General features: G+C 61.7%; 19 protein-coding genes. 8 read left to right on the forward strand and 11 right to left on the reverse strand.

All coding sequences use genetic code 11. The features are described 5' to 3' along the window. Positions 1 to 43: 43 nt before the first annotated feature. The gene (locus CJ177_RS11805; RefSeq protein ID WP_063819698.1) at positions 44 to 655 is read right to left on the reverse strand and encodes a TetR/AcrR family transcriptional regulator; all 612 of its coding nucleotides are present in this window, start codon (positions 653 to 655) and stop codon (positions 44 to 46) included. Between the two features lie 178 nt (positions 656 to 833). Between CJ177_RS11805 and CJ177_RS11810 the strand changes: the two genes are divergently transcribed. From CJ177_RS11810 to proC, 3 genes are all read left to right on the forward strand, one after another. Next, a complete protein-coding gene (locus tag CJ177_RS11810; protein ID WP_257014490.1) occupies positions 834 to 1,778 on the forward strand; it encodes a class II aldolase/adducin family protein in 945 nt (314 codons plus the stop codon). A gap of 108 nt (positions 1,779 to 1,886) precedes the next feature. Then, positions 1,887 to 3,485, forward strand: coding sequence for a class I adenylate-forming enzyme family protein (locus CJ177_RS11815; RefSeq protein WP_095867814.1), 1,599 nt, complete (start codon positions 1,887 to 1,889; stop codon positions 3,483 to 3,485). Positions 3,486 to 3,537: 52 nt separating this feature from the next. Beyond that, positions 3,538 to 4,404, forward strand: coding sequence for a pyrroline-5-carboxylate reductase (gene proC, locus CJ177_RS11820; protein WP_061045621.1), 867 nt, complete (start codon positions 3,538 to 3,540; stop codon positions 4,402 to 4,404). A 76-nt stretch (positions 4,405 to 4,480) separates the two neighbouring features. On the opposite strand, the gene CJ177_RS11825 is transcribed toward proC, so the two are convergent. After that, entirely contained in the window at positions 4,481 to 5,155 is a 675-nt protein-coding gene (locus tag CJ177_RS11825) for a TetR/AcrR family transcriptional regulator (protein WP_095867815.1), read from the reverse strand. Between the two features lie 146 nt (positions 5,156 to 5,301). Continuing rightward, a complete protein-coding gene (locus CJ177_RS11830) occupies positions 5,302 to 6,747 on the reverse strand; it encodes an MFS transporter (RefSeq protein WP_061045592.1) in 1,446 nt (481 codons plus the stop codon). Positions 6,748 to 7,207: 460 nt separating this feature from the next. Between CJ177_RS11830 and CJ177_RS11835 the strand changes: the two genes are divergently transcribed. Then, positions 7,208 to 7,732: a flavin reductase family protein gene (locus CJ177_RS11835; protein ID WP_095867816.1), complete on the forward strand. Its 525-nt coding sequence runs from the start codon at positions 7,208 to 7,210 to the stop codon at positions 7,730 to 7,732. Between the two features lie 334 nt (positions 7,733 to 8,066). On the opposite strand, the gene CJ177_RS11840 is transcribed toward CJ177_RS11835, so the two are convergent. From CJ177_RS11840 to CJ177_RS11855, 4 genes are all read right to left on the reverse strand, one after another. Then, a complete protein-coding gene (locus CJ177_RS11840) occupies positions 8,067 to 9,278 on the reverse strand; it encodes a CaiB/BaiF CoA-transferase family protein (protein ID WP_061045591.1) in 1,212 nt (403 codons plus the stop codon). Between the two features lie 152 nt (positions 9,279 to 9,430). Next, entirely contained in the window at positions 9,431 to 10,654 is a 1,224-nt protein-coding gene (locus CJ177_RS11845) for a CoA transferase (protein ID WP_095867817.1), read from the reverse strand. After that, entirely contained in the window at positions 10,651 to 11,511 is an 861-nt protein-coding gene (locus tag CJ177_RS11850; protein WP_306453390.1) for an acyl dehydratase, read from the reverse strand. Before CJ177_RS11850 ends, CJ177_RS11845 begins: the two co-directional genes overlap by 4 nt. Positions 11,512 to 11,736: 225 nt before the next feature. Continuing rightward, on the reverse strand, positions 11,737 to 12,630 hold the full coding sequence (locus tag CJ177_RS11855; RefSeq protein WP_061045588.1) for a CoA ester lyase: 894 nt from the start codon (positions 12,628 to 12,630) through the stop codon (positions 11,737 to 11,739). Between the two features lie 359 nt (positions 12,631 to 12,989). Between CJ177_RS11855 and CJ177_RS11860 the strand changes: the two genes are divergently transcribed. The 4 genes from CJ177_RS11860 (at position 12,990) to CJ177_RS11875 (ending at position 17,444) form a co-directional block, all read left to right on the forward strand. Further along, positions 12,990 to 13,931 carry a CoA ester lyase gene (locus CJ177_RS11860; protein ID WP_082764907.1) on the forward strand — a complete coding sequence of 314 codons (942 nt, stop codon included), beginning with the start codon at positions 12,990 to 12,992 and terminating at the stop codon, positions 13,929 to 13,931. Beyond that, on the forward strand, positions 13,928 to 15,274 hold the full coding sequence (locus CJ177_RS11865; protein ID WP_197436372.1) for an LLM class flavin-dependent oxidoreductase: 1,347 nt from the start codon (positions 13,928 to 13,930) through the stop codon (positions 15,272 to 15,274). The genes CJ177_RS11860 and CJ177_RS11865 overlap by 4 nt, the downstream gene beginning before the upstream one ends. Before the next feature lie 360 nt (positions 15,275 to 15,634). Next, complete coding sequence (locus CJ177_RS11870) at positions 15,635 to 16,378, forward strand: GntR family transcriptional regulator (protein WP_082764906.1); 744 nt, start codon at positions 15,635 to 15,637, stop codon at positions 16,376 to 16,378. Between the two features lie 343 nt (positions 16,379 to 16,721). After that, entirely contained in the window at positions 16,722 to 17,444 is a 723-nt protein-coding gene (locus tag CJ177_RS11875; RefSeq protein ID WP_095868208.1) for a GntR family transcriptional regulator, read from the forward strand. 504 nt (positions 17,445 to 17,948) lie between these two features. Here CJ177_RS11875 and CJ177_RS11885 read toward each other — a convergent pair. The 4 genes from CJ177_RS11885 to CJ177_RS11900 all read right to left on the reverse strand — a co-directional run bounded on the left by CJ177_RS11885 (position 17,949) and on the right by CJ177_RS11900 (position 21,876). Next, positions 17,949 to 18,824, reverse strand: a complete 876-nt coding sequence (locus CJ177_RS11885; protein WP_231913740.1) for an alpha/beta fold hydrolase — start codon at positions 18,822 to 18,824, stop codon at positions 17,949 to 17,951. After that, complete coding sequence (locus CJ177_RS11890; protein WP_061045584.1) at positions 18,821 to 19,306, reverse strand: cupin domain-containing protein; 486 nt, start codon at positions 19,304 to 19,306, stop codon at positions 18,821 to 18,823. The genes CJ177_RS11885 and CJ177_RS11890 overlap by 4 nt, the downstream gene beginning before the upstream one ends. Before the next feature lie 133 nt (positions 19,307 to 19,439). Next, a complete protein-coding gene (locus CJ177_RS11895) occupies positions 19,440 to 20,861 on the reverse strand; it encodes a FadR/GntR family transcriptional regulator (RefSeq protein WP_095867820.1) in 1,422 nt (473 codons plus the stop codon). A 160-nt stretch (positions 20,862 to 21,021) separates the two neighbouring features. Beyond that, positions 21,022 to 21,876: a VOC family protein gene (locus CJ177_RS11900; protein ID WP_061045581.1), complete on the reverse strand. Its 855-nt coding sequence runs from the start codon at positions 21,874 to 21,876 to the stop codon at positions 21,022 to 21,024. Between the last annotated feature and the right edge of the window lie 21 nt (positions 21,877 to 21,897).

A 21,897-nucleotide genomic window follows, 5' to 3' on the forward strand; every position in this document is an offset into this window, starting at 1 on the left:
ACAGGGCGTTCGCGGGCAGATGCGGAAGTGCTGCCTATTCTCTTCACCCAGGTTCGAGGCCCGCCAACACGAGGCGGACGTGTTCACGGACGGCATCGTCATCGAGCGGCCTGTGGCCGACGACAAGGCGGAAATAGAGGGGTGCATAGAGCAAGTCGAGTACGACGTCAGGGTCGGCAGGTCGGATCTGTCCGGCGGCGATGGCTGCGCGCACAATATCCAACCCGTGGCGTCGTCGTTCGTTGATGTAGCCCTCGCGGAAGGCTTGGGCAATCTCTGGATCGAACTGTCCCGCGGCGATGAGGGCGGCCATGGCGGTGCCTGTGGCGCCGCGGAAGGACTCGGCCATCTGCAGCAGCCGGTCCTCGAGCTGATCGAGCTGGAAGTCGTCCGGGTACGGCAACATGTCACCCGATTCGCGAAGAAACGCCGACATTATGACCGCGGCTCGGTTCGGCCACCACTTGTAGACGGTTACCTTGCTGACGCCGGCTTTCGCGGCGATGGCCTCGACTGTCGCGGCCTCCAGGCCCTGCTCCAGTAGCAGCTCATAGGCCGCGTCGAGGATCGCTGATTCGGCACGCGGACCGTTCTGGGTTCGCCGTGGGCGCTTGGTCCCAGGTTTGGTCGACTCGGCTTCTGTCGGAGTTGGCATTGAGGCACCTCACTGCATTGTCTGAACGTACAGTTCAGTTCAATTGTCCGCCCGTCACCGGTAGACGGCCAGTCGTAGATTGCCTATTTTGCTCGCGCAGCCCTGAGCGGCCGTCTGATACACGGCGGTCCACGGCCGGCTCCGGTGCAGAGGAACTGCGTCGAAGCCGTCTGTCCGCGTGCTCCTGCGCGCCTCGATCGCTGTTCTCCTTCTGTCGGGTGTTGACATCGAGCCATCCGCCTCCGACAATAAGAGCACTTATATGAACTGTACGTTCAGTTCTATTCCAAGCGGGCAGACCTCCCGAAAAGAAGAGAGCCAATGTCTACTGTCACCAAATCCGGAGTACTCCACCTTCGAATTGCCAGTCACTCGAAGGGAAGACGCCGGCCCGATCTCGGATGCAGAGCTCGCCGTCCGCCGTGACTTGGCCGCCGCTTATCGACTCTGTGCACTATTCGGCTGGGACGACCTGATCTACACCCACATCTCAGCGCGCGTCCCGGGGCCGGAACATCATTTCCTTGTGAATCCTCTCGGCCTCGGCTTCGACGAGGTCACCGCCTCGAGCCTGGTCAAGATCGACCTCGACGGCAACGTCATCGGTGACAGCCCGCACCGGCCAAACGCCGCTGGCTTCGTCATCCACGGTGCGATCCACGGCGCGCGGGAAGATGCCGAGTGCGTGATGCATCTACACACCGAAGCGGGCATGGCCCTGTCCACCTTGGAGGACGGACTGCTGCCGCTGACCCAGCACGCGATGCGCTTCCACGGTCGTCTCGGATATCACGACTACGAAGGCATTGCCCTCAGCGCGGACGAGCAGCAGCGATTCATCACCGACCTCGGTGACAATATTGGTCTGATCCTGCGCAACCACGGCACCCTCACGGTTGGCCGCAGTGTGGGGCATGCGTTCACCGAAACCTATTACCTGGACAAGTCCGCTCGGACCCAGCTACTCGCACTGTCCGCCGGCCGGCCCCTGATCATTCCTCCAACGGAGGTAGTCGAACTGACCGTCCGGCAGTGGCTAAACGATCTCGGCACTTCCAACGATCGCGAGTGGCCGTCTCTGCTACGCAAGCTCGACCGCTCCGATCCGTCGTACCTGGACTGAGGCGGGTGTTGTGGATCTCGATGGCAAACTGCTGAATTCGCCGACGGGCATCGCCGGCGCCGGGCCTTCTATGCCGCTTGCGAGTAACCGACTGACCGGAGCCAAATCATGAGGGGCCAAAGCTACCGCAGAACGTTCAACGAGCACTGGGATACTGCCGTCGCCGCGCACGGCGACCAACCGTTCCTGGTGTTTCACGACGACACCGGCACAACGACGTATACCTACCGAGACTTCGACCAGATCATTGCTGGGACCGCGGGCACGCTCTTCCGGCACGGGGTCCGGCGGGGGTCCGCGGTACACGTCGCCCTGCGAAACAGTCCCGCGTTCGTGGCGCTCTGGCTCGCAACAGCCCGACTCGGTGCCTTCCTGGTGCCGGTTGACCCCGCCTCTGCGGCGCGCGATATCGCCAGCCAGATTCGACGGACCCAACCCACGGTAGGGGTCTGCGCCCAATCCCGGGCGGAGACGTACTGGGGCGGGGCACAGGGAATGGTCCCAGCAATTCTCGCGATGACCGAAACGACCGCCGACGTAGCCCCTGGCGGGCCACTTGTCGCTGACTCACCCGTCACCGTGGCGGCCGGTGACGTAGCACTGTCCGATCGGCTCGCGGTGATGTTTACGTCAGGCACGACTTCTGAGCCGAAGGGCGTAGTCCTCAGCCAGGAGAACTACAGCACGGTTGGAGAAACCATGGCAGCTGCCGTCGGTCTCCGTCCAGAGCACCGCTGGCTGGTGGCACTGCCGCTCTTCCATGCCAACGCTCAGTACTACTGCTTCGCCCCTGCCATCGTGACCGGAGCGAGTGTTGCCCTGACCCAAACCTTCTCGGCCTCGCGGTGGGTTCACCAAGCACACGAACTGAGTGCCACCCACGCCAGTCTGTTCGCCGCACCCATTCGCATGATTCTCGCTCGATGCGACATCGATCGTCCGCCGCTGCATCTCGAACATGTATGGTTCGCCCAGAGCCTCGGCCGTGGGCACTACGAGCAATTCGGCGAGCTTGTGGGTTGCCGTCCTCGCCAGCTCTACGGCATGACGGAGACGGTTGCCGCGGTGACGAGCGACACCAGCGTCCCGTTGCGTCATGACGTCATCGGACAACCGATAGGCAGTCGTGTGGTGGACGTTGTCGATGCCCGAGATGGCCTACCGAGTCCACCCGGCACGCAGGGAAAGCTGCGCGTACGGGGAATCCGAGGTTCTGATCTCTTTCAGTGCTATCTGGACGACCCGGAGACGACGAACCGAGCCTTCACCGATCTTCCGGACGGCACGAGCTGGTTCGACACCGGCGACCTCGTCGTCGCCGATCCGGACAGTGGCATGTACCGCTTCGTGGGACGTGCCGACGACGTCATCAAGGTATCTGGCGAAAATGTCAGTCTGACCGAGGTGGAGTCAGTGCTCGCGCAAGCGCCGGGAGTGTTGGAGGCCGCCGTGATCGCGCAACCGGACCCCATCCGCGATCATGTTCCTGTGGCCTACGTGGTGCCGCGGGACAGCACACAACCACCAGAGGTCGATGTCCTGGCGCAATGGGCGGCCAACAACTTGACCCCCGCAGCGAGGCCGCGATCGTGGCACGTCATTGATGAACTCCCACGTACCAGCGTTGGCAAGGTTCGGCGTTTCCGAATTACCGCGGGCACTGCGAGTGCTCACCCCGGTTGTCGACCTGGTGGGGCGGGTACCTGACCGTTGGCGAACGTCTATACAGTCGCGCCCGAGACATTTTGTGGGACAGCCCATGTCGTGGGAGCATTGGTGGGTGAGAGTTACCGTGATAGGTGTCGGCCGGTTGGGAGAGGCGCTCGTAGCAGGACTGTGTCGAGCGGGGATGCCCGCCGATTCGATCACCGTCATCGGCCGCAGCGTGGAGAGAACTTTCGAGGTCGCGCATCGGCACGGGGTACGTGTGGCCGATCTGCGCGATCTTCCCGACGAATGCGACGTTCTGGTCGTGGCGGTGAAACCGCAGCAGATCGAAGGTGTGTTGACCGGACTCGGATCGGCGTTGCACGGATCGACTATTCGCCCAATTGTGCTGTCGGTGGTGGCCGGGGTGGCCACCGATCGGATCGAGCAATTTCTTCCCTCCGTGGTGCCGGTGATACGCGCGATGCCGAACACGCCGATGACAGTGGGTGCGGCGATCACAGCGATCGCGCCTGGCGCCGCGGCAACCGAACACGATCTGCGGCTTGTCGAGTCCGTGCTGGGATCGGTCGGTGAAGTACTGCGCGTTTCCGAGGATCAACTCGACGCTGTCACCGCAGTCTCCGGATCGGGTCCTGCATACGTGTTCCTCGTTGCGGAGATGATGATCGACGCCGCGATGTCACTGGGGCTGGACCGGGTGACGGCGGACCGGTTGGTTATCGGAACTTTGGCCGGCTCATCCGCGATGCTCGGTGTCGGTGACGTCGACCCGGTCGAACTACGGGCAGCTGTGACATCGCCCGCAGGGACGACTGCCGCGGCGTTGGAGGTCTTCGAACGATCCGCGATTCGACGGACGTTCCAGCAAGCGCTGACGGTTGCACGTGACCGTTCCCTGGAATTGTCCGGCATGATGCGACCGCCCCTGGAGCGGATCTCTGCTGATCAGAACTGAGTGAAGGGCGCGGCCACATCGTCGTGGGAGCCGTCAGATGAGTTCGCCTGGGTCGGGGTGTGGAGGGTGGCGCACCTTACGGTGTAGGTACAGCAGTTTTCCTCTGGGAGAGGTAATCCCGCATACGATCCTCGAGGTCGTCCACCAGATATTCGGGAGTGCGGAATCCGGAGACGAGGGTGGCGCAGTATTCGCGGGAGAGGGTCTCTGCGTCCCACTCGCCGCCCGGTTCCACCCACTGATAGGTGTGGTTGTGCATGTTGAGGAACTGCAGCATCGCCAGGCGTGGGTCGAGCAAGCGGAACGAACCATCCTCCATCGCGGCGTTGAGCAGGTCCTCGACGATTGCCTCGAACTCCCGACGCTGGCGAAGCAGACGTGAGAGGTTTGCACCGCGCAGGCTCTTGTAATCGTGCTCGTAGACCCAGACGTGATCCAGCCTGGCCATGATGTTCTCGAGTAGAGTTTGTGACAACATCCGGAGGCGCAACACCGGATCCACGTCCAGAGCAGCGATCCGGCGAACCGAGACGAGGAGGGGGCGCATGACTCGGTTCTGAATCTCGATCAGAAGGTTCTCCTTCGATCCTATGTAGTAATACAACGCACCCCTCGCCATCCCGGTGGCTTCACCGATCTCCGCGATGCCGGTAGCGGCATACCCTTTCTTGGCGAACAGTGCGGCCGACTTGTCGATGATCTCTTGGTGTTTGATCTCGTAACTCGGTCCGTGCCCCTGTGGTCTCGGCATGAGTCAGCAGCCTGTTCTGCATGGTGTGGACGGGAAAAAGCGCGCGACCCCGGGCCGATACTGTTGTGTGGTCCGCTCGGATCTGAGTTTGTGATTCGCCTGATTCGGCGCGCATTTCACACTAATGCGGAACGTCATCGTCCCCTTCAGTTCAGTCGGGCCAAGGAAGTCGGTCTCTCCGCGACAACTTTGCGGGCGGGCGTACGAATGAGCAGCGCGAGAAGTAGAGCGGCAAGACTGCATACGCCGATGAGAGCGAAAACCTGCAGAAAGGCGCTTTCCGTGCTGAAGTTTGTTCCCGGAACAACGGACATGCTCAGAATCATCGTGGAGATCGAGGTTCCTACTCCGGCGAAGGCCTGGCGGACAACTGCGTTGACGCCGGTGGCTTCGCTGGTGTTCTCTGCCGGAACGGCTTCGACGACGAGGTTTGGCAACGACGAGAGGATGAATGATGTGGCCATCGTCAGGAACAACGCGGCGACGATAATGCCTGCGACGGTCGTGTGAAGCACCGAGAGGGCGACCGCCCCGAGCATGGCGAAAACGGTGCCGATGATCAACGCTCGTCGAGACCCAGCACGTGCAGACACCCAGCCGCTGACAGGTGAGAACAGGAATCCCAAGATTGCCGTGCAGAAGGCCAGCGCACCTGCAGCGGTAGGGCTGAGACCCAGACCCACGGGCGCCGTTGTCGGATTCTGCATGATGAGCGGAAGAAGGAAACCCGTCGAACCCATCGTGCCGACCGCAAGAAAGGCGGTCGCAAACATCGTCAGCATGAGATTGCGATGGAAGAACAGACGTAAGTTGATCATCGGATAGTCGATATGAAGTTCCCACCAAGCCCACAGCCCGAACAATGCGATTCCGGCGAGGATCGCACCGATCGTCCGGCTGTCCATCCAGGTCCACGACTTGGAGTTGGTGATGCCGAATAGCACCAAGGCAATTGCCGGTGCGAACAGTACGGCGCCGATCCAGTCGATGCGCGCGACCTGTGCGACGACCGTCGAGCGGGGGAGTGCTGTACAAGCCGCTGCCGCGAGGAGGGCGACCCCTGTGGCGGCGATGAAGATGTAGTGCCAATCCAATGTGTCGATCAGCGCGCCGGCGATGATGTTTCCGGATGCACCGGCGAGCATTGCGCTCCCCGCTATTACGGCCACTGCTACTGGAACGCGTTCCTTCGGGAGGTACTCGCGTGCGAGCCCAAAGCACAACGGCAGGATCCCTCCGGCCACGCCTTGAACCGCCCGACCGACGATAACCCCGATGAGCGTGCCTGTTGACACGCTGATGATCGACCCAATTGCCGAGATCAGCAGCAAGATGATCAGCATTCGGCGGCGCCCGTAGATGTCACCGAGTCTGCCGCATACGGCCGCTGAGGCGGCGGCGGTGAGCAGAAACGCGGTCAACACCCAGCTGACATCAGCGGGAGAGGCGTCGAACGCCGTCATCAACCGCGGAAGTGCGGTGAACATCATCGTCGATTCGAATCCGCTGACGATGTCTGCGAAGAGAAGGATTCCGATGATGACCGAAAGTGGTCGTAGCGGTCGAACGCTGTCGCTGACTTCTGAAGACATCGATACTGACTCTCTCGGACAGGCCGGTCACTCTCTTGGATAGACCGGTCGACGACCATGCGGGGATGAAGTGGGTCGAGCAACAACGAATAGCAATTGAACGTGTGTGACGGAGGCAACATTAGACCAATCGGTCGAAATATGCAATCGGTGTCTGACCTCGGAAGGTGCAGGGATCCGTGACCGGGGCGCGGGTGGCAGCTGAGGTTGCGTGGCTCGTTGCGCCAGTGTGCGATGTGTGGCCCAAGTGGGTCCGGCCGAGCTCGGTGGCGGCCGGGGTTCAGATCCATGCCTGGGTTTGGCTGCATCCCGTAGGCCGTGAGAGCCGTTGATTCGACCGATTCTGAATTAGTCTCCAATATATCAGATCATTCTGATATATTGGAGATTCTTCGACACTTCTGTGATGTACCTGCGGATCGAACGCGTACATCAAAGTCCCAAAGCTGGAAGGACTCTCATGAACTCGCGAGCATTGTCTGATCTCGGCTCATATCCGAGTATTGCCGACGTCAAGCTCTTCAAGGATGCAATGGCTTCCTTTCCGAGTGGCGTGACGATCGTGACGACGGTGGACGACCGAGGAGAATGGTGGGGATTCACGGCGTCGTCGTTTTGCTCGGTATCAATGGATCCGCCCCTCGTCCTCTCCTGCCTTGCCAAGACCGCGCAATGTCACACCGCCTTCGAGAAAGCATCGCGCTGGAACGTTCACATCATCCATGATCAACAGCAGGATATTGCGGGTCGGTTTGCAACCCGAGGTGCGGACAAATTTGCAGGAGGCGCATTCCAGGCCGACCGACACGGAATACCGGTCCTGCCTGACGCGAGCGTTCTCCTCAGATGCGTGGCTCATGCAAAGTCCGACGGCGGTGACCACACCATTTTGATTGGAAGAGTGGAAGATACTCAACTCGGCCCCCGGGTTCCGACAGTTTACTTCCGCCGGGCGTTCCATGGATTTTCTGACACCTTCGTGTGAGATAGTCGAGTAGATCGACCCCGGCTGGCCGCCGACCGGATGGACGTCACGGCATCCGGTCGATCGTCACGCTCCTTCGGAGGACCTCGGCCCAATGGCATCCAGCTTCGTGACTTCGTCTCGTCGTAGACGGATCTGCGACGGCGTGCCGGGTTCGTCCAAATTTCCATCGAATCGCAACTCGCCGAACCGATTACACTACCAAGTGGCGAAACCGTGCCGCGCACGATCGCGAACGCACTACCGATCGATGCGCTGCTACGCATGTCAACGACTCCGAGTGATGTCGGTAGCCGGCCAGCGGCGACCCGAACTCATGCTGTGTCGACGAACACTAGATCGTTCCCGCCGCCTTGAGTTTGGCGATCTCGTCGCCATCAAAGCCCAGCCATGATGTGTAGATCACCTCGGTGTCGGCTCCCAGCTCGCGCCCTAGGTGCTCCACCCTGCCCGGCGTCGCCGACAATCGAGGTACTGGTCCTTGCACCTGCATGCTGCCCAGGTCGGAATCTGATACGCGGACAAACGTCCCACGGGCCGCGTGATGCTCATCGTCGAGCAACTGCTGCGCGTTATACACCGGTGCTACAGCAACCTGCTCGCGACTGAAGGTCTCCATGACCTCACCGAATGTCCGGGCCTCTACCCAGTTCGCGACCATTTCATCGATCTCGTCAGCATGTTCGAGACGCATCTGCGGGTCCGCGAACTCCGGTACGTCGACCAGTTCGGGACGCCCGATCGCCTTGTAGACGCGCAGTGCGATCGAGGGTGCACTGCCCGACATGACGATCCATCGGTCATCTTTGGTTCGATAGGTATTGCGCGGGACGGTGATCGCCCACCGATTGCCTTGGCGGGTGGTATCGACTCCGAGTTGATCGTAAGTGAGAACGGACTGCTCGAGCAGCCGCGCGAGGGGCTCGACGAGGTTTACGTCTACCTTCTGCCCACCTCCACCTCGAAGGTCGCGGTGATAGAGCGCAATCATGGTGGCATAGACAGCGTTGAGAGAGGCGACACCGTCTGCGAGCATGAAGGAGGGGAGAGTCGGCGGGCCTCCTGCTTCACCGGTGGTGTACGCGAAACCGCTCATTGCTTCGCCGAGGGTTCCGAAGCCAGGACGGTCGCTGTCGGGGCCACCCTCGCCGAACGCCGTGATGTGTAGATAGATTAGATGTGGGTGAGTTTGGCGCATCGACTCGTAGTCGAGTCCCCACTTCTCGAGTGTGCTCGGTCTTGTATTGAAGATGATTACGTCGGCCTCGGCGGCCAGGTCTCGTATCAGCTGTTGCCCTTCGGCGGTACGCAGGTTGGCGGTGGCAGTCTTCTTGTTGCGTGCGACGCTCTTCCACATGAGGCCGATACCGTCCTTGCGGACGCCCCATGCGCGAAGTGCGTCCCCACCGTGGGGTTCTTCAATTTTGACCACTTCCGCGCCGAACTCTGCCAGGTAGGTCGCCACCAATGGCGCTGCGGCGAGCGACGCTGCGTCGATCACACGGAGGCCCTCGAGCGCCTTCGTGCTGTTCGAGTTCTCAACCATGATTCTCCTCTACATGCGAACGGTGCCCGAGTGCCGGTCGGTTGGTCTGGAACGACTTGACGCGCACCGTCTGTAACGTGGTCAGTCAACGTTGTTGACGCTATTGAATTCGATCGGAGATCAGAGAAGGGCACATCCCGTGCTCTCGGAGATCACGTCGTCAGCCCTGCGACGACGCCGCGATCGTGGAGTTTTCCGATCTCATGGTCGTCCAAACCGAGTATGTCGGTAAGGATTTCGTCCGTGTGCTCGCCCAGTTGGGGCGCACGCCGTGCAGCGAGCCGTCCCGATTCGGCGAAGTGGAGCGGAGAGGCCGGCATCGGGTACGTTCCGACGCCGGGGTGCTCGACCGGAGAAAACATCGAATTCGCCGACGACAAACGACGATCGTCGAGGAGTTCGGTGAAGGTTTGATAGGGCCCCCAGGCCACCTGTCGCCGGTCCAGGATCCTGGCGACCTCGGGCAGTGTTCGCCGCGCGAACCACGGCCGGAGGCATTCGGCGATTCGTTCGCGAGCGACATAGCGACCCGTCTCCGTTTCGAGGTCGACACCGCACTCGCGCTCGATTTCATCGCAGCGATCCGTGAGTCCGGTGGCATCGCGCAAGGCTGACCACTGTCGGCGGGTAAGCCCGACAACCATCAGATAGCGTCCGTCGGCTGTGCGGAACGGTGCTCCGAACGCGCCGTACAGGTAATTGCCGTCCTTGTCTGTACCGCTGTTTCCACCTAGTGCGGCTTGCCCGAGCCGGCCGAGATTGCCGACCATGGCGAAGGCGACATCGGAGAGTGAGGCATTGATGAGTTGGCCTTCGCCTGTGCGCGTGCGATGACGTTCCCCTGCGAGCAGGCCGACCGCCGAGAGAGTGCCGAGCGCGATGTCCCAAGCGGGTAAGACACTGTTGACGGGGGCATCGTAGTCTTTGGCGCCCGTGACGGACGGGAATCCTGTGGCGGGATTGACGGTGTAGTCCACTTCGCTGCTGCCGTCGCAGTTGCCGGTCAATACCACCATGATCAGGTCGGCGCGCTCTGCGCGGAGTCGGTCATAGTCGAGCCAGCCGCGGGCTGGGAAGTTTGTCAGGAAGATCCCGCCGTTATCGCCAGGCGCAGTGACGAGTGCCTTGACGAGCTCGCGGCCTGCGTCTGAGCGTAGATCGATCTGGATTGACCGCTTGCCTTTGTTGAGACCGGCCCAGAACAGGCTATGGCCACCCTCGGTGATCGGCCAGCGGTGGTAGTCCAAGCCGCCACCGATTTGGTCGAATCGGATGACGTCCGCACCCATCTGCGCCAATGTCATACCACCGAGAGGTGCGGCTACGAAGGCCGAACCTTCGACGATGCGCATTCCGGCGAGGACGCCTGTGGTCATGTCATCACTCCCACGACGCGCCAGTCGAGAACGTCCACTGCCGCGTTCCCATCAGGCTGTACCTTGTGTACGACCGAACGCAGGTCCACCAAGCGACCGACATCGCCGAGTGGTTCGACGTCCTCGACCTCGATTGTGCTGAAAACTGTGTCGTTTTCGTAGACCGGAGCAAGGTGATCGCAGCTCTGCCATCCAACGATGGCGGCCAAACCAGGCAGTGTTTTCGACAACTGAGCCGAGGCCAGACCGATCGTGTGGCCACCGTAGACCAGTCGCTGAGACCCCGCGGCACGGTAGTCGTGGTGGACGGACGCGAGATTGAGAGTCAAGCGCGCCAGCTCCGGGGCGGAGGTGACGACGTCTCCGTAATTCATTGTCCATTGATCACGGACCGACACCGGTGTAGTCGCCGGGAGGAGCGACAGGCGCCAGTCTGCGGTCAGGTCTCGCAGCACCTGACGATCCAGGCCCGAAGTGATGGCTGACAAATCATCTTGGTGGTTGGTCGTGATGTGTCCTGCACTCATCGGGATCATCGCGCAGCGTGAAAAGTCGAGAACAACACGGTTTTCCTGATCGACTGTCTTGATGCGTAGCGCCATCATCCCGGTGGGATGACGGTCTGCACGGCGCTTGTTTTCACGAAGTGCAATGACCTCGGTCTCTGTGTAGAGGGTGTCGCCAATTTCGGGCAGTCTGTGCAGGGCCAGCCCGCGATAGAACAGATTTGCCTTGGCGCGTTGACTGAAGTGCGTCGACTGTCCGATTGCGACGTCCCACACGAGGGCGGGGTTGGCTATCTGTCCTCTTGCTCCGGTCACTCTGCCGGCGAGGTGCGCGTCGAGGGCGAGCGGCACCCGGTCACCGAGTATCGCTTGGTGGGTGGCCGCAAGTCCCGTAGTCAACGTCAGTCCGGGCGACGTGACACGTTGCCCGATCGCGAGGTCGTCAAAGTATGGGCCTTCCCGCCGCCGGTGACTCTCGGGTGTGGCGTGCACGATTGATTCAGTTGATGACACAGTTCTCCCTCACGGCATGCGATCGATCGGTGATGGCCAGGTTCCTGGTACAGAGCGGGTCGGTCAGACGCTCGATGGGGTGGCGCAGTCGATCTCGGTGGCGAGTTCGTGTAGTCGGAGAATGCGATGGGCATCGCGAACGTGCAGACCCTCGACCATGCGACCGTCAACGACCAAGACGCTCTCACCCGCCTCACGGGCCTTGTCGTAGGCGGTGATGATCGCTCGTGCGTGGTCGACTTCAGGCCGGCTCGGTGCAAAAGCTGCGTTGGCTGGTGCGAGCTGAGACGGATGAATGACCGTCTTTCCGTCGAAGCCCATCGCTCGGCCCTGGCGTGCCTCGTTCGCGAATCCTGCGTCGTCTTCGATGCTGTTGAAGACCCCGTCGAGGATGGTTTTACCCGCAGACTTCGCCGCCAGCACCGACAGAGACAGGGCGGCCATGATTGGGGAACGCCCTGGCAAGTGCAGTGCGTGGATGTCGTTGATCAGATCATTGGTGCCGATCACGAGCACCTCGAGTTGCTCGCTGGCAGCTGCGATCTCCTCGGCGTGCAGGAACGCGGCCGGCGTCTCCACCATTACCCAGAGTTGCAGGTGTTCTGTCGCTCCGGCGGCGTCGAGTGCCTCCACGAGTAGACGAACTTCCGCAGCTGAATTCACTTTGGGGATGAGAATGCCGTGGGCACGTGATGACGCAACCGCGCGGAGGTCATCGCCATGCCAGTCCGTGCCCAGGCCGTTGATACGGACGACGAGTTCTCTGGGGTGGTAGGCGCCGGAGTCGATCAGCTCGCATACACGTTTCCGTGCTGATGCCTTGGCCTCGGGGCCTACGGCGTCTTCGAGATCGAATATGAGCACGTCAGCCGGAAGTTTCTTGGCTTTGTCGAGGACCCGTGGATTGTCCCCGGGAACGTAGAGGGCTGACCGTCGGGGACGTGAGCGGGTAGTCACAGGTTGCTCCTGTCGTACGGAATCGAGAGTAGGGATACCGCCGTGTCATGCCGTGGCTCACGCTTCATGGTTGACGTGACGCGGCAGACTCGAATATATTCGATTGTATCCAAAACGTCCGGTGAAGCAAGCAGTTGCCCTCAGCGAGCAGAAACCGCTGTGAACCCCATCTTCAGGGGCACCGGGGCCACTCCTCACGTCGGCAATCAAGGCCGGATTCGTTGCCCACCGTCTGGCTGACACCTTCCTACAGAAACTAGAGAGACAGATGACTGAAGCAACTTCGCAGCCTCCCTACGGCAGCGGCTGGTCTAGATGAAGAGCACCGCCGAAAGCAAACGAGAAGGGCGCCATCTGACATGACAGAACCACGGGCAATGCGGCCGCGCCGCTCCGAACTGGCCACGCCTGCCAGCAACGACTGGATGTTCGCGAAATCGGCGGCTTCGGGCGCCGACCTCGTGTTCCTCGACCTGGAGGACGCTTGTGCACCCGCCGAGCGGGAGAAGGCACGGGGCAAAGCCGCTGTCGCGTTACGCGACCTCGATTGGGGACATACGGCCCGCGCGATCAGAATGAACGGGATCGACACGAGGTGGGCGTACGACGACGTCATCGAGGTCGTCACCATTGCTCGCGACTCGCTCGACGTGATCATCGTGCCCAAGGTCCGCCGTGCGCGGGACGTGTGGTGGGTCGACACCCTGCTCACCCAACTCGAGGAGACCATTGGCCTGGAGAAGAGGATCGCGCTCGAGGTACTGATCGAAGAGACCGAGGGCCTGCAGAATGTCGATGAGATCGCTCACGCCAGCGACCGGCTGGAAGCGATCATCTTTGGCGCGGGCGACTTCTCGGCATCGCAGGGCGCGCGCGTCGATACGAACTTCGACCCGGTGGTCGACTTCCCCGGCGACATGTGGCACTACGCCCGGTCCCGGGTCATTGTCGCTGCACGCAGCGCGGGAATCGATGCCATCGATGCGCCGTTCCCGAACTACAAGAATCCCGATGCCTACCGCACGGCGTGCGACCGGGCGGGGGCTATGGGGTACACGGGAAAGTGGGCCATCCACCCCAGCCAGGTAGAGATCGCCAACGACGCCTTCGCTCCCACGCCGGAGGAGATCGCGCACGCCGAGCGGGTGGTTGCCGCCTACCGCGACGCCGAGAGTCTGGGCAAGGGAGCTTCTGCGCTCGACGGAATGCTCGTCGATGCCGCCCACCTGCGCCACGCCGCCACCATTGCCCACAGGGCCGAACTGCTCGGTCTCGCCGGGCAGAACAGGAGAAACCTATGACCCGCCAGATGACCCTCGTCGGCTTCATGCAGGCCGGCAACGTGACCGTGTACTCGGGCTCGTGGCGCTACCCCTCGGCCCAACACTCCTTCCTGACGATGGAGTACTACCAGCACATCGCTCGCACCTTGGAAGAGGGCAAGTTCGACTTGGTCTTTTTCGACGATCGCCTCGCCATGCCCGGTGTGTACGGCGATTCGGTTGCCGGTGCCGTCCGCCACGGCGCGCGTCCGATCAAGCTCGACCTCACTGCGGTCCTTGGTGGGATCATCGGCGCCACGAGCCGAATCGGCGTCGGTGCGACGTACTCCACTACCTATTACGAACCGTTCCACGTCGCCCGCACGTTCGCCACGCTGGATCACCTGTCGGGCGGCCGGGCCGCGTGGAACATCGTCACGTCGGTGAACGACTCGGAGGCGCAGAACTTCAGCTTGGAGAACCACCTCGATCACGACGAGCGGTACGACAGAGCTCAAGAGTTTCTCGAGGCGGTCGTCGCACTGTGGAACTCGTGGGAACCCGACGCGATGGTGCTGGATCGGGAGAGCGGCGAATTCGCCGATCCGGACAAGGTCCACGAGATCAACCACGAGGGCAAGTGGTTCAAGGTGCGCGGTCCGCTCACCGTGCCGCGCACCCCACAAGGCCGCCCCGCGCTGCTACAGGCCGGCTCGTCCGGTCGTGGCCGGGAGTTCGCCTCCGAATGGGCCGACATGATCTTCACCGCTGACCCCGGTCTGCCCGTAGCGCAGCAGCACTACCGGGAGCAAAAGGAGCAGATCGCCGCATCAGGCCGCAATCCCGATGACGTCAAGTTGCTGCCCATGGCCTACGCCGTGGTCGGCGAAACACAGATGATCGCAGAGGAGAAGGAACGGCTGTTCCTCGACGCCTACGTGCACCCGATCGCCTCGCTCGCCCTGCTCTCCGAGGCCCTGAACTACGACTTCTCCCAGCACGACCTCGACGATGTGGTGACCGACGAGATGATGGCGGCCAGCGGAGGAATCCGCGGGTTGGCTCAGGGCGTCCGGCGCCACCTCGACCGTGACGTCACCGTCCGCGACCTGGCGGCGCACCGTGCAACATTGCTGCAGGGCCCCCGATTCGTAGGTACCCCCGAACGTGTCGCGGACCAGATGCAGGAGTGGTTCGAGAGCGGTGGTTGTGACGGGTTCGTCCTCGCCGCCACCCACCTGCCGGGCGCATTCGAGGAGTTCGTGCGGATGGTCGTCCCGATCCTGCAGGAACGTGGCATCTTCCGCCGCGACTATGAGGGCCCGACGCTTCGCGATCATCTTGGAATCTCGACGCCTCCTCATCCATCCACCGGATCCTGACCCATGGCGGTATCCGGCAGGACCTTCACACTGTCGGGTTACCGATCCTTGTTGCAGTGTTCGCGCTCGGCACGGTGCGGCGCGCGGGCGGGTCGCGCTGATCCCGTTGCGGGGACCGGGGCAAGAATTGGACGCAACGAACGCAAAGAGGAGTGATACTGAACGCCAGCCTATTTCGCGAGGTGATGGCAACCAGGTACTGGTGTCGTCGTGGCGACGGCAAGGACCGGTGTCACATCCGCACCGCCGGTCCCTCCTCGCGGAAATGCTCAGGACACTCGCCGATCCATTTACGTACACCGCCGCCACGGTATATTGGCAGCATCACATCCAATCGATTGGATTCAGAATGGAGGGACGATGGCGGCATCAATGCACCTCGATGCACGATCACTCGTCTCACGGATCGCGGATTCTCTGCGTGAGCAAATCATCACCGGCAAGTTGGAACCCGGTATGCGGATTCGTCAGGACGAATATGCCGAAGCCTTTGGGGTAAGTCGCACCCCACTGCGAGAAGCCTTCCGACTGCTCGAGTCCGAAGGGTGGATCGACATGCGCCCGCGGTCCGGGGTGGAGGTAAGCAGGTTCTCGTCGGCCGAAGTCCAGGAGATCTCCGCCATGCGTCTCCTGCTCGAACCGCTCGCCATCCGCGTGGCGACGGTCAGCCATACGGACGCGGATGAGCGATCAATTCAGGACATTGCTCGACGTCTGATCGTGGAACAGCCCTCCGACGGAGTGGCCAGATTCGACGCCATCGCCGAAGCGAATCGCAAATTCCACTACGCTCTTTACGGATTCAACGATGAAGTGGTACTCGACCCTATCCAGAGCGGGCTTCGTGGATACTGGGAGCGCTATTCGAGGTACCGACGCGTGTATTGGAACGTCGACGACCATCTCATGCATTCGAATGAGGGTCATCAGCGAATTCTCGACGCGTGGTTAGCGCGCGACGCGGACCGGGCAGAGGGAGAGCTGGCGCGGCATATCTTGGGCGCGGTGCGATCCCTCGTGTACGAACTGGACGAGCACCGTGCGTCGTCGTTCTCTCTCACTCTCCATGAACTTGCGAAGCGCTACGACTTCGATCTGTCCTGATCCGGCGGCGCGAATCGTATGCGACCTGCTCGAGCATGGGCTGAGGGTGATTCGCGCCGGCGGGGCGGCCCGGTCGACCTGCGTCGGTCAACGCCGAGCCACGGCCGTCGCACATCACGAAATAGGGGCCCAGCAGGTGCGATGGGCCAGGTTCGAGGCTGGTCCGACGCGCTCGGCGGCCAGCCCCCCTTGACGTGGAGTAGAAGAAGGTATAGCGGCACACCCGCAAGTTTCTGATATATCATGACGGCATGAGTTGTGCGAATGTCCGCCCCTTCGGTATCTCGACGGGGGCGGCGGGAGATGCTGCGTTCGGCCTGCTCGGGACGCTGTGGATTCGATGATGCAAACGTCCGATAAAAGTTCTCGCGGCCGCGGCCGCGGCGGCACTAGGCGAAATCCGAAGCTTGGCGCGACGGTCCGGGACCGTATCGCGGAAGTTTTGCGTGACGAGATCATTAGCGGAAAGCTATCCAAGGGAATGCGGATCGATCTGGATGAGACCGCTGCTGAACTGGGAACCAGCCGCACTCCGGTTCGCGAGGCCTGCTTGGTGCTTGTACACGAAGGCCTGGTGGAGGTAGCGCCAAGGACTGGCGTATCAGTAGTCGGCCTGACCCCGCGCGATGTCGAAGATAACTTCGCCCTCATGGCGGTCCTGTCCGGTACAGCTGCAGCATGGGCTGCGGAACGCGGAACACCCGACCAGCACAAGGAAATCCGTCTCCTGTCGGACGAGGTTCGGGCTGCAGCGGATGCGGGCGGGGATATACGGACAGCGAATTTCTTGTTTCATCGAGCAATCAATCGGGCGAGTAATTCAGCGAGATTGCTGATTCTGCTTCGGCAGACCGGACGCCTCATCCCCACGTCATACTTCGACATGATCCCCGAACAGGCGAGCTGCGCGTTGCGCGAGCACGACGATATCGTCGCGGCTGTCACCGCCCGCGATCCAGAGAAAGCACGCCGCTTGTCAGAAGAACATCTCGTTCGAGCGGGACGAGCCTTCGTTTTGCGTATGTTCGGCGAAAGGGAGTCATCGGTCGTCGAGAAGTCCGGGTGATTGTCTCAGCGGCCCTAGTGGGACCTGTCGGACCCTCAGCCGACTGGGCCGCCGACTCGGCGGGGGTGCGGGTATGCGCTCGCTAGAACGAGTATCTCGTTTTCGACACAGTTCGATTCAGGGATGACCTGCCACAATCGCTCGATGAACCGGTGCAGTGTCATTCCGAAGTGCACGAGGAGTTCCTCCTCGGTAGCGCCCCCGAATGGTGCCCACTTGCTGGCGAACTCGATGAGGCGCTCCGCCTCGGCGTCTGGATGGTTGTGTTTGCGGTTGGCTCCGATCGGAGCGGCGCGACGCCTTTGGCGCCACTTGCGGTACTCGCGAGAGTTCATGGGAATTCACATCCAATTAGTCGGGACAGCCGAAGCCTTGGAAGTTTGGGGACCCTCGCTGCACGAGGGAAATACCTAGAGTGCCAGTCACTCTCGACCGGAAACTGCTGATGCCACGCCGCACCAGCTCCGTGAGACCGCCGGGTACGTCATCGAAAGAACTGCACAATCAGCACTCGATGTCGCGGAGAAGATATGCGAGCACAATGTTTTCGAACTCGGCTTTGCGCTCGATCATCGCCCAATGGCCGCAGTTGTGGAAGACGTGCAGCTCGCAGTTCGGGATCAGGCGCATCGGCATGAGGGAACTGTCGAGTGGGGTGACTCGGTCGTCACGCCCGAAGGTGATCAGAGTGGGCGCCTCGATCTTGGTGAGGGTCTCGACCTGGTTTACAGCGGCTGCTCCGTTCCGCCCACGCATTCCGGCGAGAGTTGCCGAATTGAACAGCTTTCTGACGTCGCTCAGCGCTGTGGGATCCGATGCTGCCTTCCACCGGCTTTCGACGAACTCGTCGGTCAAGATGGCGGTGTCGTACACCATGGATTCCATCCATGCCACGAGGCGTTCGCGCGTGGGGTCCTCGACGAACTGAACCAGGAGCTTGATTCCCTCGGACGGTGCCGGGCTGTACACCGGGGTTCCGACGCCGCCGATCGTGACCAGCCGCTTCACACGTTCGGGATGGCCGGCAGCGAGTCGTGCTGCAATGCTGCCACCCATGGAGTTGCCGACCACCGGAACCGCGCCGAGCTCCATACCTTCGAGGAAGTCGAGTACCGCCGGGAGGGCCGCCAGCATCGGGTTGTCGTCACACGAGTAGCTCTTGCCGAATCCCGGAAAGTCGAGAATCAGAGTGCGGAAATGTTTCGCGAAGATCGGCAGGTTGCCCTGGTAGTTGCTCCACCCACTGACACCGGGACCGGAGCCGTGCAGAAGAAGCAGAGGGGGGCCGTCTCCCGCCTCGTGATAGTGGAGCACGCCCTTCTTCGTCTCGAGGGTGCCGCTGGTGTTGTCGTGAGTGATTTCCTGCAATGTCGCGGTCACTGATTCTCCCCCTTGGCTGCGACCCAGCCGTAGTTGTGCCAGTAGGTCTCGAGTTCCGTCACCGGCGTCGGCCACGTCTCGATGTATGTTGCGCCTTCGCTTCCCGCGGTCATCGTGTACGCCGTCCCGGCACGGCTCACGAAGATATCGCCGGGACGCACCGTGACCGTTTCGGGTTCCTCGTTGTCGTAGTGCTCGATGTTGTACTCACCCGCAAGCATGAACAGCATCTCGTCCATGTTGTGATGGTGGCGCGGAACCGTGAATCCCGGAGTCACCCGCAGCGGATTGCGATTGAAACGAGGCCTGTCGATCGGCTTGCTGGTGACAAACATGTTCCCCTCGAAGGTCGCGCCGAAGTCGACCGGTGCGTCCTTGAGGAGCCCGCCTTCGTTCCAGAAGTAGCTGGGGCTGGCCTGTTGATCGAGACCCATTGGTACCCAATCGAAACCGTCGACAAGGTTTCCGAATACGAGTGTCATTGCTTCATCGTAGTTGCGGGTCGATCGACCCGTCTCGCGTCGATTCCGCTCGATGGAATGGCCGAGTGGGCGCTGATCGGGTGAGGTTGGGTTCAATGCGGTGCTGGGATGAGATAGGGGTTGAACGCCGAGTTCACCAGCCTGGGTGTTCCCGGAGATGTCGCCTCATTCGGAACTGGGCGAGCCCTTCGTCGCCGGCAACCATGGCGTCGACGATCGCATCGAGCTCAGCTTGGTCGGCCGGTCCCTGATCTGTCGAGCGGCAGGGATCGCTTGGTCGACGCCCGCTGCCGTACTCGTCCCAGAGAGTGGACAGAACGGAGCGGAACAGTATCAACACCGGGTCACCGCTCAGTGTTGCGACTCGATCCCGGAGGCAGGCACTGCAACGGCCGGCCTTCGAATCGCCTCGCTGTTGATCCTCCCGGAGTTCCGCTTTTCCAAGCATCCCGGACCTCATCGCGGCTGTGAGGCAGCCTAATTCGACTTCCTCGCGCACTGTGCGCAGGTGCTCGACCGTCACTCCGCGGAAGTCCAGGTACAGGGCAATCGTCCGGATGCTGGATGTCGGATCGGGCTCGAGAACGACCAGCCCTCCCCCTGGTCCTTGGCGCATACGAGCCACGCTGTAGTGCTCGAGAATTCGAATCGATTCGCGGAATACCGAGCGGCTCACCCCGTATCGTGAAACGAAATCGGCTTCCGACCCCAGGACTTCGCCGACGTACCTGCCTTCTCTGACGATGTCGTCACGAATGCGACCGGCCACGGACCCAGCCAACTTCCTCTCCCGTGGCCATTCGTCGGGAGTCAGGTCCATCGGCCCGATCGCCGTACTCTCTCCGGGCTGGGGGTGGACGAGGCCACTCAACCATGTGGCAGCTCTGTCGAGGTGGGCAACCAGGTCGCTTTGTGCTCGACTGCTGGCGCCCGCCACTATCGATTCGGCAATCGCCAGATGTTGCCTGGCGGCCGCGCAACCCTCTTCCTCGGTGTTTCCGGCGATCCCCCGTGCGCGATGGGTGTATGCCGCCGTCAAGCTGACCAGGATATCTATGTACAGCTCGAGTACCGGGTTCCCGGAGAGACGACCCAACGCTATGTGGAAGTCCTCCGGGAGACGGCCGTCCTCACCGGATGCGCTCGACCTGAGCTCTTGCACTCCGCGCTCGGTCAACGATTCCGAGACGGCCGCGATCGCCATTCGTTCGAAGACGAAACGGGCATGCACAACCTGTTCCACAGTCGCCCCGGCGTACTCGAGATAGATGACAACTCCGCGAATGGCCGGAGTCGGATCAGGGGTACCGACGACAAGCCCGCCGCCCGGTCCTTGCCGCATTTGCACCACCCGAGAATGCTCGAGTACCCGGATCGCTTCACGCAGGATCGACCGGGACACCCCGAATTGCTCACGCAGCGCAGTTTCCGAGCCGAGAACTTCGCCGATCGGCCACTGTCGTTCGGTGATCTCGTCTACGATCCGTCGAGCAACTTGGACGGCGAGCTTTTCGGGTGCAACTGCTGCCGGCTCTTTTCCCTCCGGAAGTCGCATCTACCAGGAACTCCTATCCCCTCGATCCGAGCATGGACGCTCGCGATGTGATGCACAAGCCCATACCCAGGCACGTAGCCTACGTCATCGCTGGAAGTGCGTGTCTCGCGCTCAGAACGTCATCGGCCCCCGACAACACAGTTGCGGGGGCCGACAGCGGTCATTGCGGAGGCGGTGAGAATCGATGGCCCCACAGTGCGCCCTCGGTGATCGCATAGGTCGGTTCCTCTTCGGTGACCTGCAATCCGTCCCATCCGAACTCGAAGGCGTAGTTGTCCGGCGAGTAGACGTAGAACGACACCATCTGATCATTGGTGTGCTTGCCGAGGGTGTTCATCATCGGCAGGTTCATGTCGTATGCGCGGTCGAGAGCCAGGCCGACGTCGTCGAGGGTCTCTGCCTCGACCATGATGTGGACGACCTTGCCCGCGGTGCCCGGCCTCGGCGTGATACCGAAGCTGTGGTGCCTCGGGTTGCATCCCATGAAGTAGACCGGTCCAGCGGTGTTCCGCTCGACGAATCCAAGGATTCGGTTGTAGAAGTCGAACGTCTTCTCGACGTCCTCAGCCGTCACGATCACGTGACCGAGCCCCATGTTTCCGGTGACGAACTTCGACACCAGCGGAGTGTTCACCGGCACATGATCGAGCACCGGCCCGTAGAACAGCTCGACCTGGTTGCCGCCGGGATCCGCGAATCGGGCGAAACCGGTCACTCGGCGTTCCGCGCATTCCTCCTTCGACCCGGAGGACACCTCGATACCCTCCGCACTGATCGCGCGGACCAGCTCGTCCAGCTCTCGCCGGTTCATCACCTCGAACCCGATCGCCGTGCAAGACGACTCTTCGGCGGGGGTTACCACCAGTCGGGCGGGATAGTGATCCATGCGGAAGTACAAGGAACTCGGGTCGGCGCCGTCGACGCGCATGAAGCCGACGAAGTCCTCTCCAAACCGTTTCCATGCGTCGATATCAGACGAGTTCAGTCTGATGTAGCCCAGGGAACGAACCCCCATGCTCAACTCCAATCGGGTGGC

Origin of the sequence: Rhodococcus sp. ACPA1 (assembly GCF_002300195.1) — a bacterium.
GTDB classification, from domain to species: Bacteria; Actinomycetota; Actinomycetes; order Mycobacteriales; family Mycobacteriaceae; genus Rhodococcus_F; species Rhodococcus_F opacus.

Excerpts from the sequence above, each read along its gene's own strand:
- CJ177_RS11805 (WP_063819698.1), bottom strand. The coding sequence starts at position 655 with ATGCCAACTCCGACAGAAGCCGAGTCGACCAAACCTGGGACCAAGCGC.
- CJ177_RS11815 (WP_095867814.1), top strand. The coding sequence starts at position 1,887 with ATGAGGGGCCAAAGCTACCGCAGAACGTTCAACGAGCACTGGGATACT.
- proC (WP_061045621.1), top strand. The coding sequence starts at position 3,538 with ATGTCGTGGGAGCATTGGTGGGTGAGAGTTACCGTGATAGGTGTCGGC.
- CJ177_RS11825 (WP_095867815.1), bottom strand. The coding sequence starts at position 5,155 with ATGCCGAGACCACAGGGGCACGGACCGAGTTACGAGATCAAACACCAA.
- CJ177_RS11830 (WP_061045592.1), bottom strand. The coding sequence starts at position 6,747 with ATGTCTTCAGAAGTCAGCGACAGCGTTCGACCGCTACGACCACTTTCG.
- CJ177_RS11835 (WP_095867816.1), top strand. The coding sequence starts at position 7,208 with ATGAACTCGCGAGCATTGTCTGATCTCGGCTCATATCCGAGTATTGCC.
- CJ177_RS11840 (WP_061045591.1), bottom strand. The coding sequence starts at position 9,278 with ATGGTTGAGAACTCGAACAGCACGAAGGCGCTCGAGGGCCTCCGTGTG.
- CJ177_RS11845 (WP_095867817.1), bottom strand. The coding sequence starts at position 10,654 with ATGACCACAGGCGTCCTCGCCGGAATGCGCATCGTCGAAGGTTCGGCC.
- CJ177_RS11860 (WP_082764907.1), top strand. The coding sequence starts at position 12,990 with ATGACAGAACCACGGGCAATGCGGCCGCGCCGCTCCGAACTGGCCACG.
- CJ177_RS11865 (WP_197436372.1), top strand. The coding sequence starts at position 13,928 with ATGACCCGCCAGATGACCCTCGTCGGCTTCATGCAGGCCGGCAACGTG.
- CJ177_RS11870 (WP_082764906.1), top strand. The coding sequence starts at position 15,635 with ATGGCGGCATCAATGCACCTCGATGCACGATCACTCGTCTCACGGATC.
- CJ177_RS11875 (WP_095868208.1), top strand. The coding sequence starts at position 16,722 with ATGCAAACGTCCGATAAAAGTTCTCGCGGCCGCGGCCGCGGCGGCACT.
- CJ177_RS11890 (WP_061045584.1), bottom strand. The coding sequence starts at position 19,306 with ATGACACTCGTATTCGGAAACCTTGTCGACGGTTTCGATTGGGTACCA.
- CJ177_RS11895 (WP_095867820.1), bottom strand. The coding sequence starts at position 20,861 with ATGCGACTTCCGGAGGGAAAAGAGCCGGCAGCAGTTGCACCCGAAAAG.
- CJ177_RS11900 (WP_061045581.1), bottom strand. The coding sequence starts at position 21,876 with ATGGGGGTTCGTTCCCTGGGCTACATCAGACTGAACTCGTCTGATATC.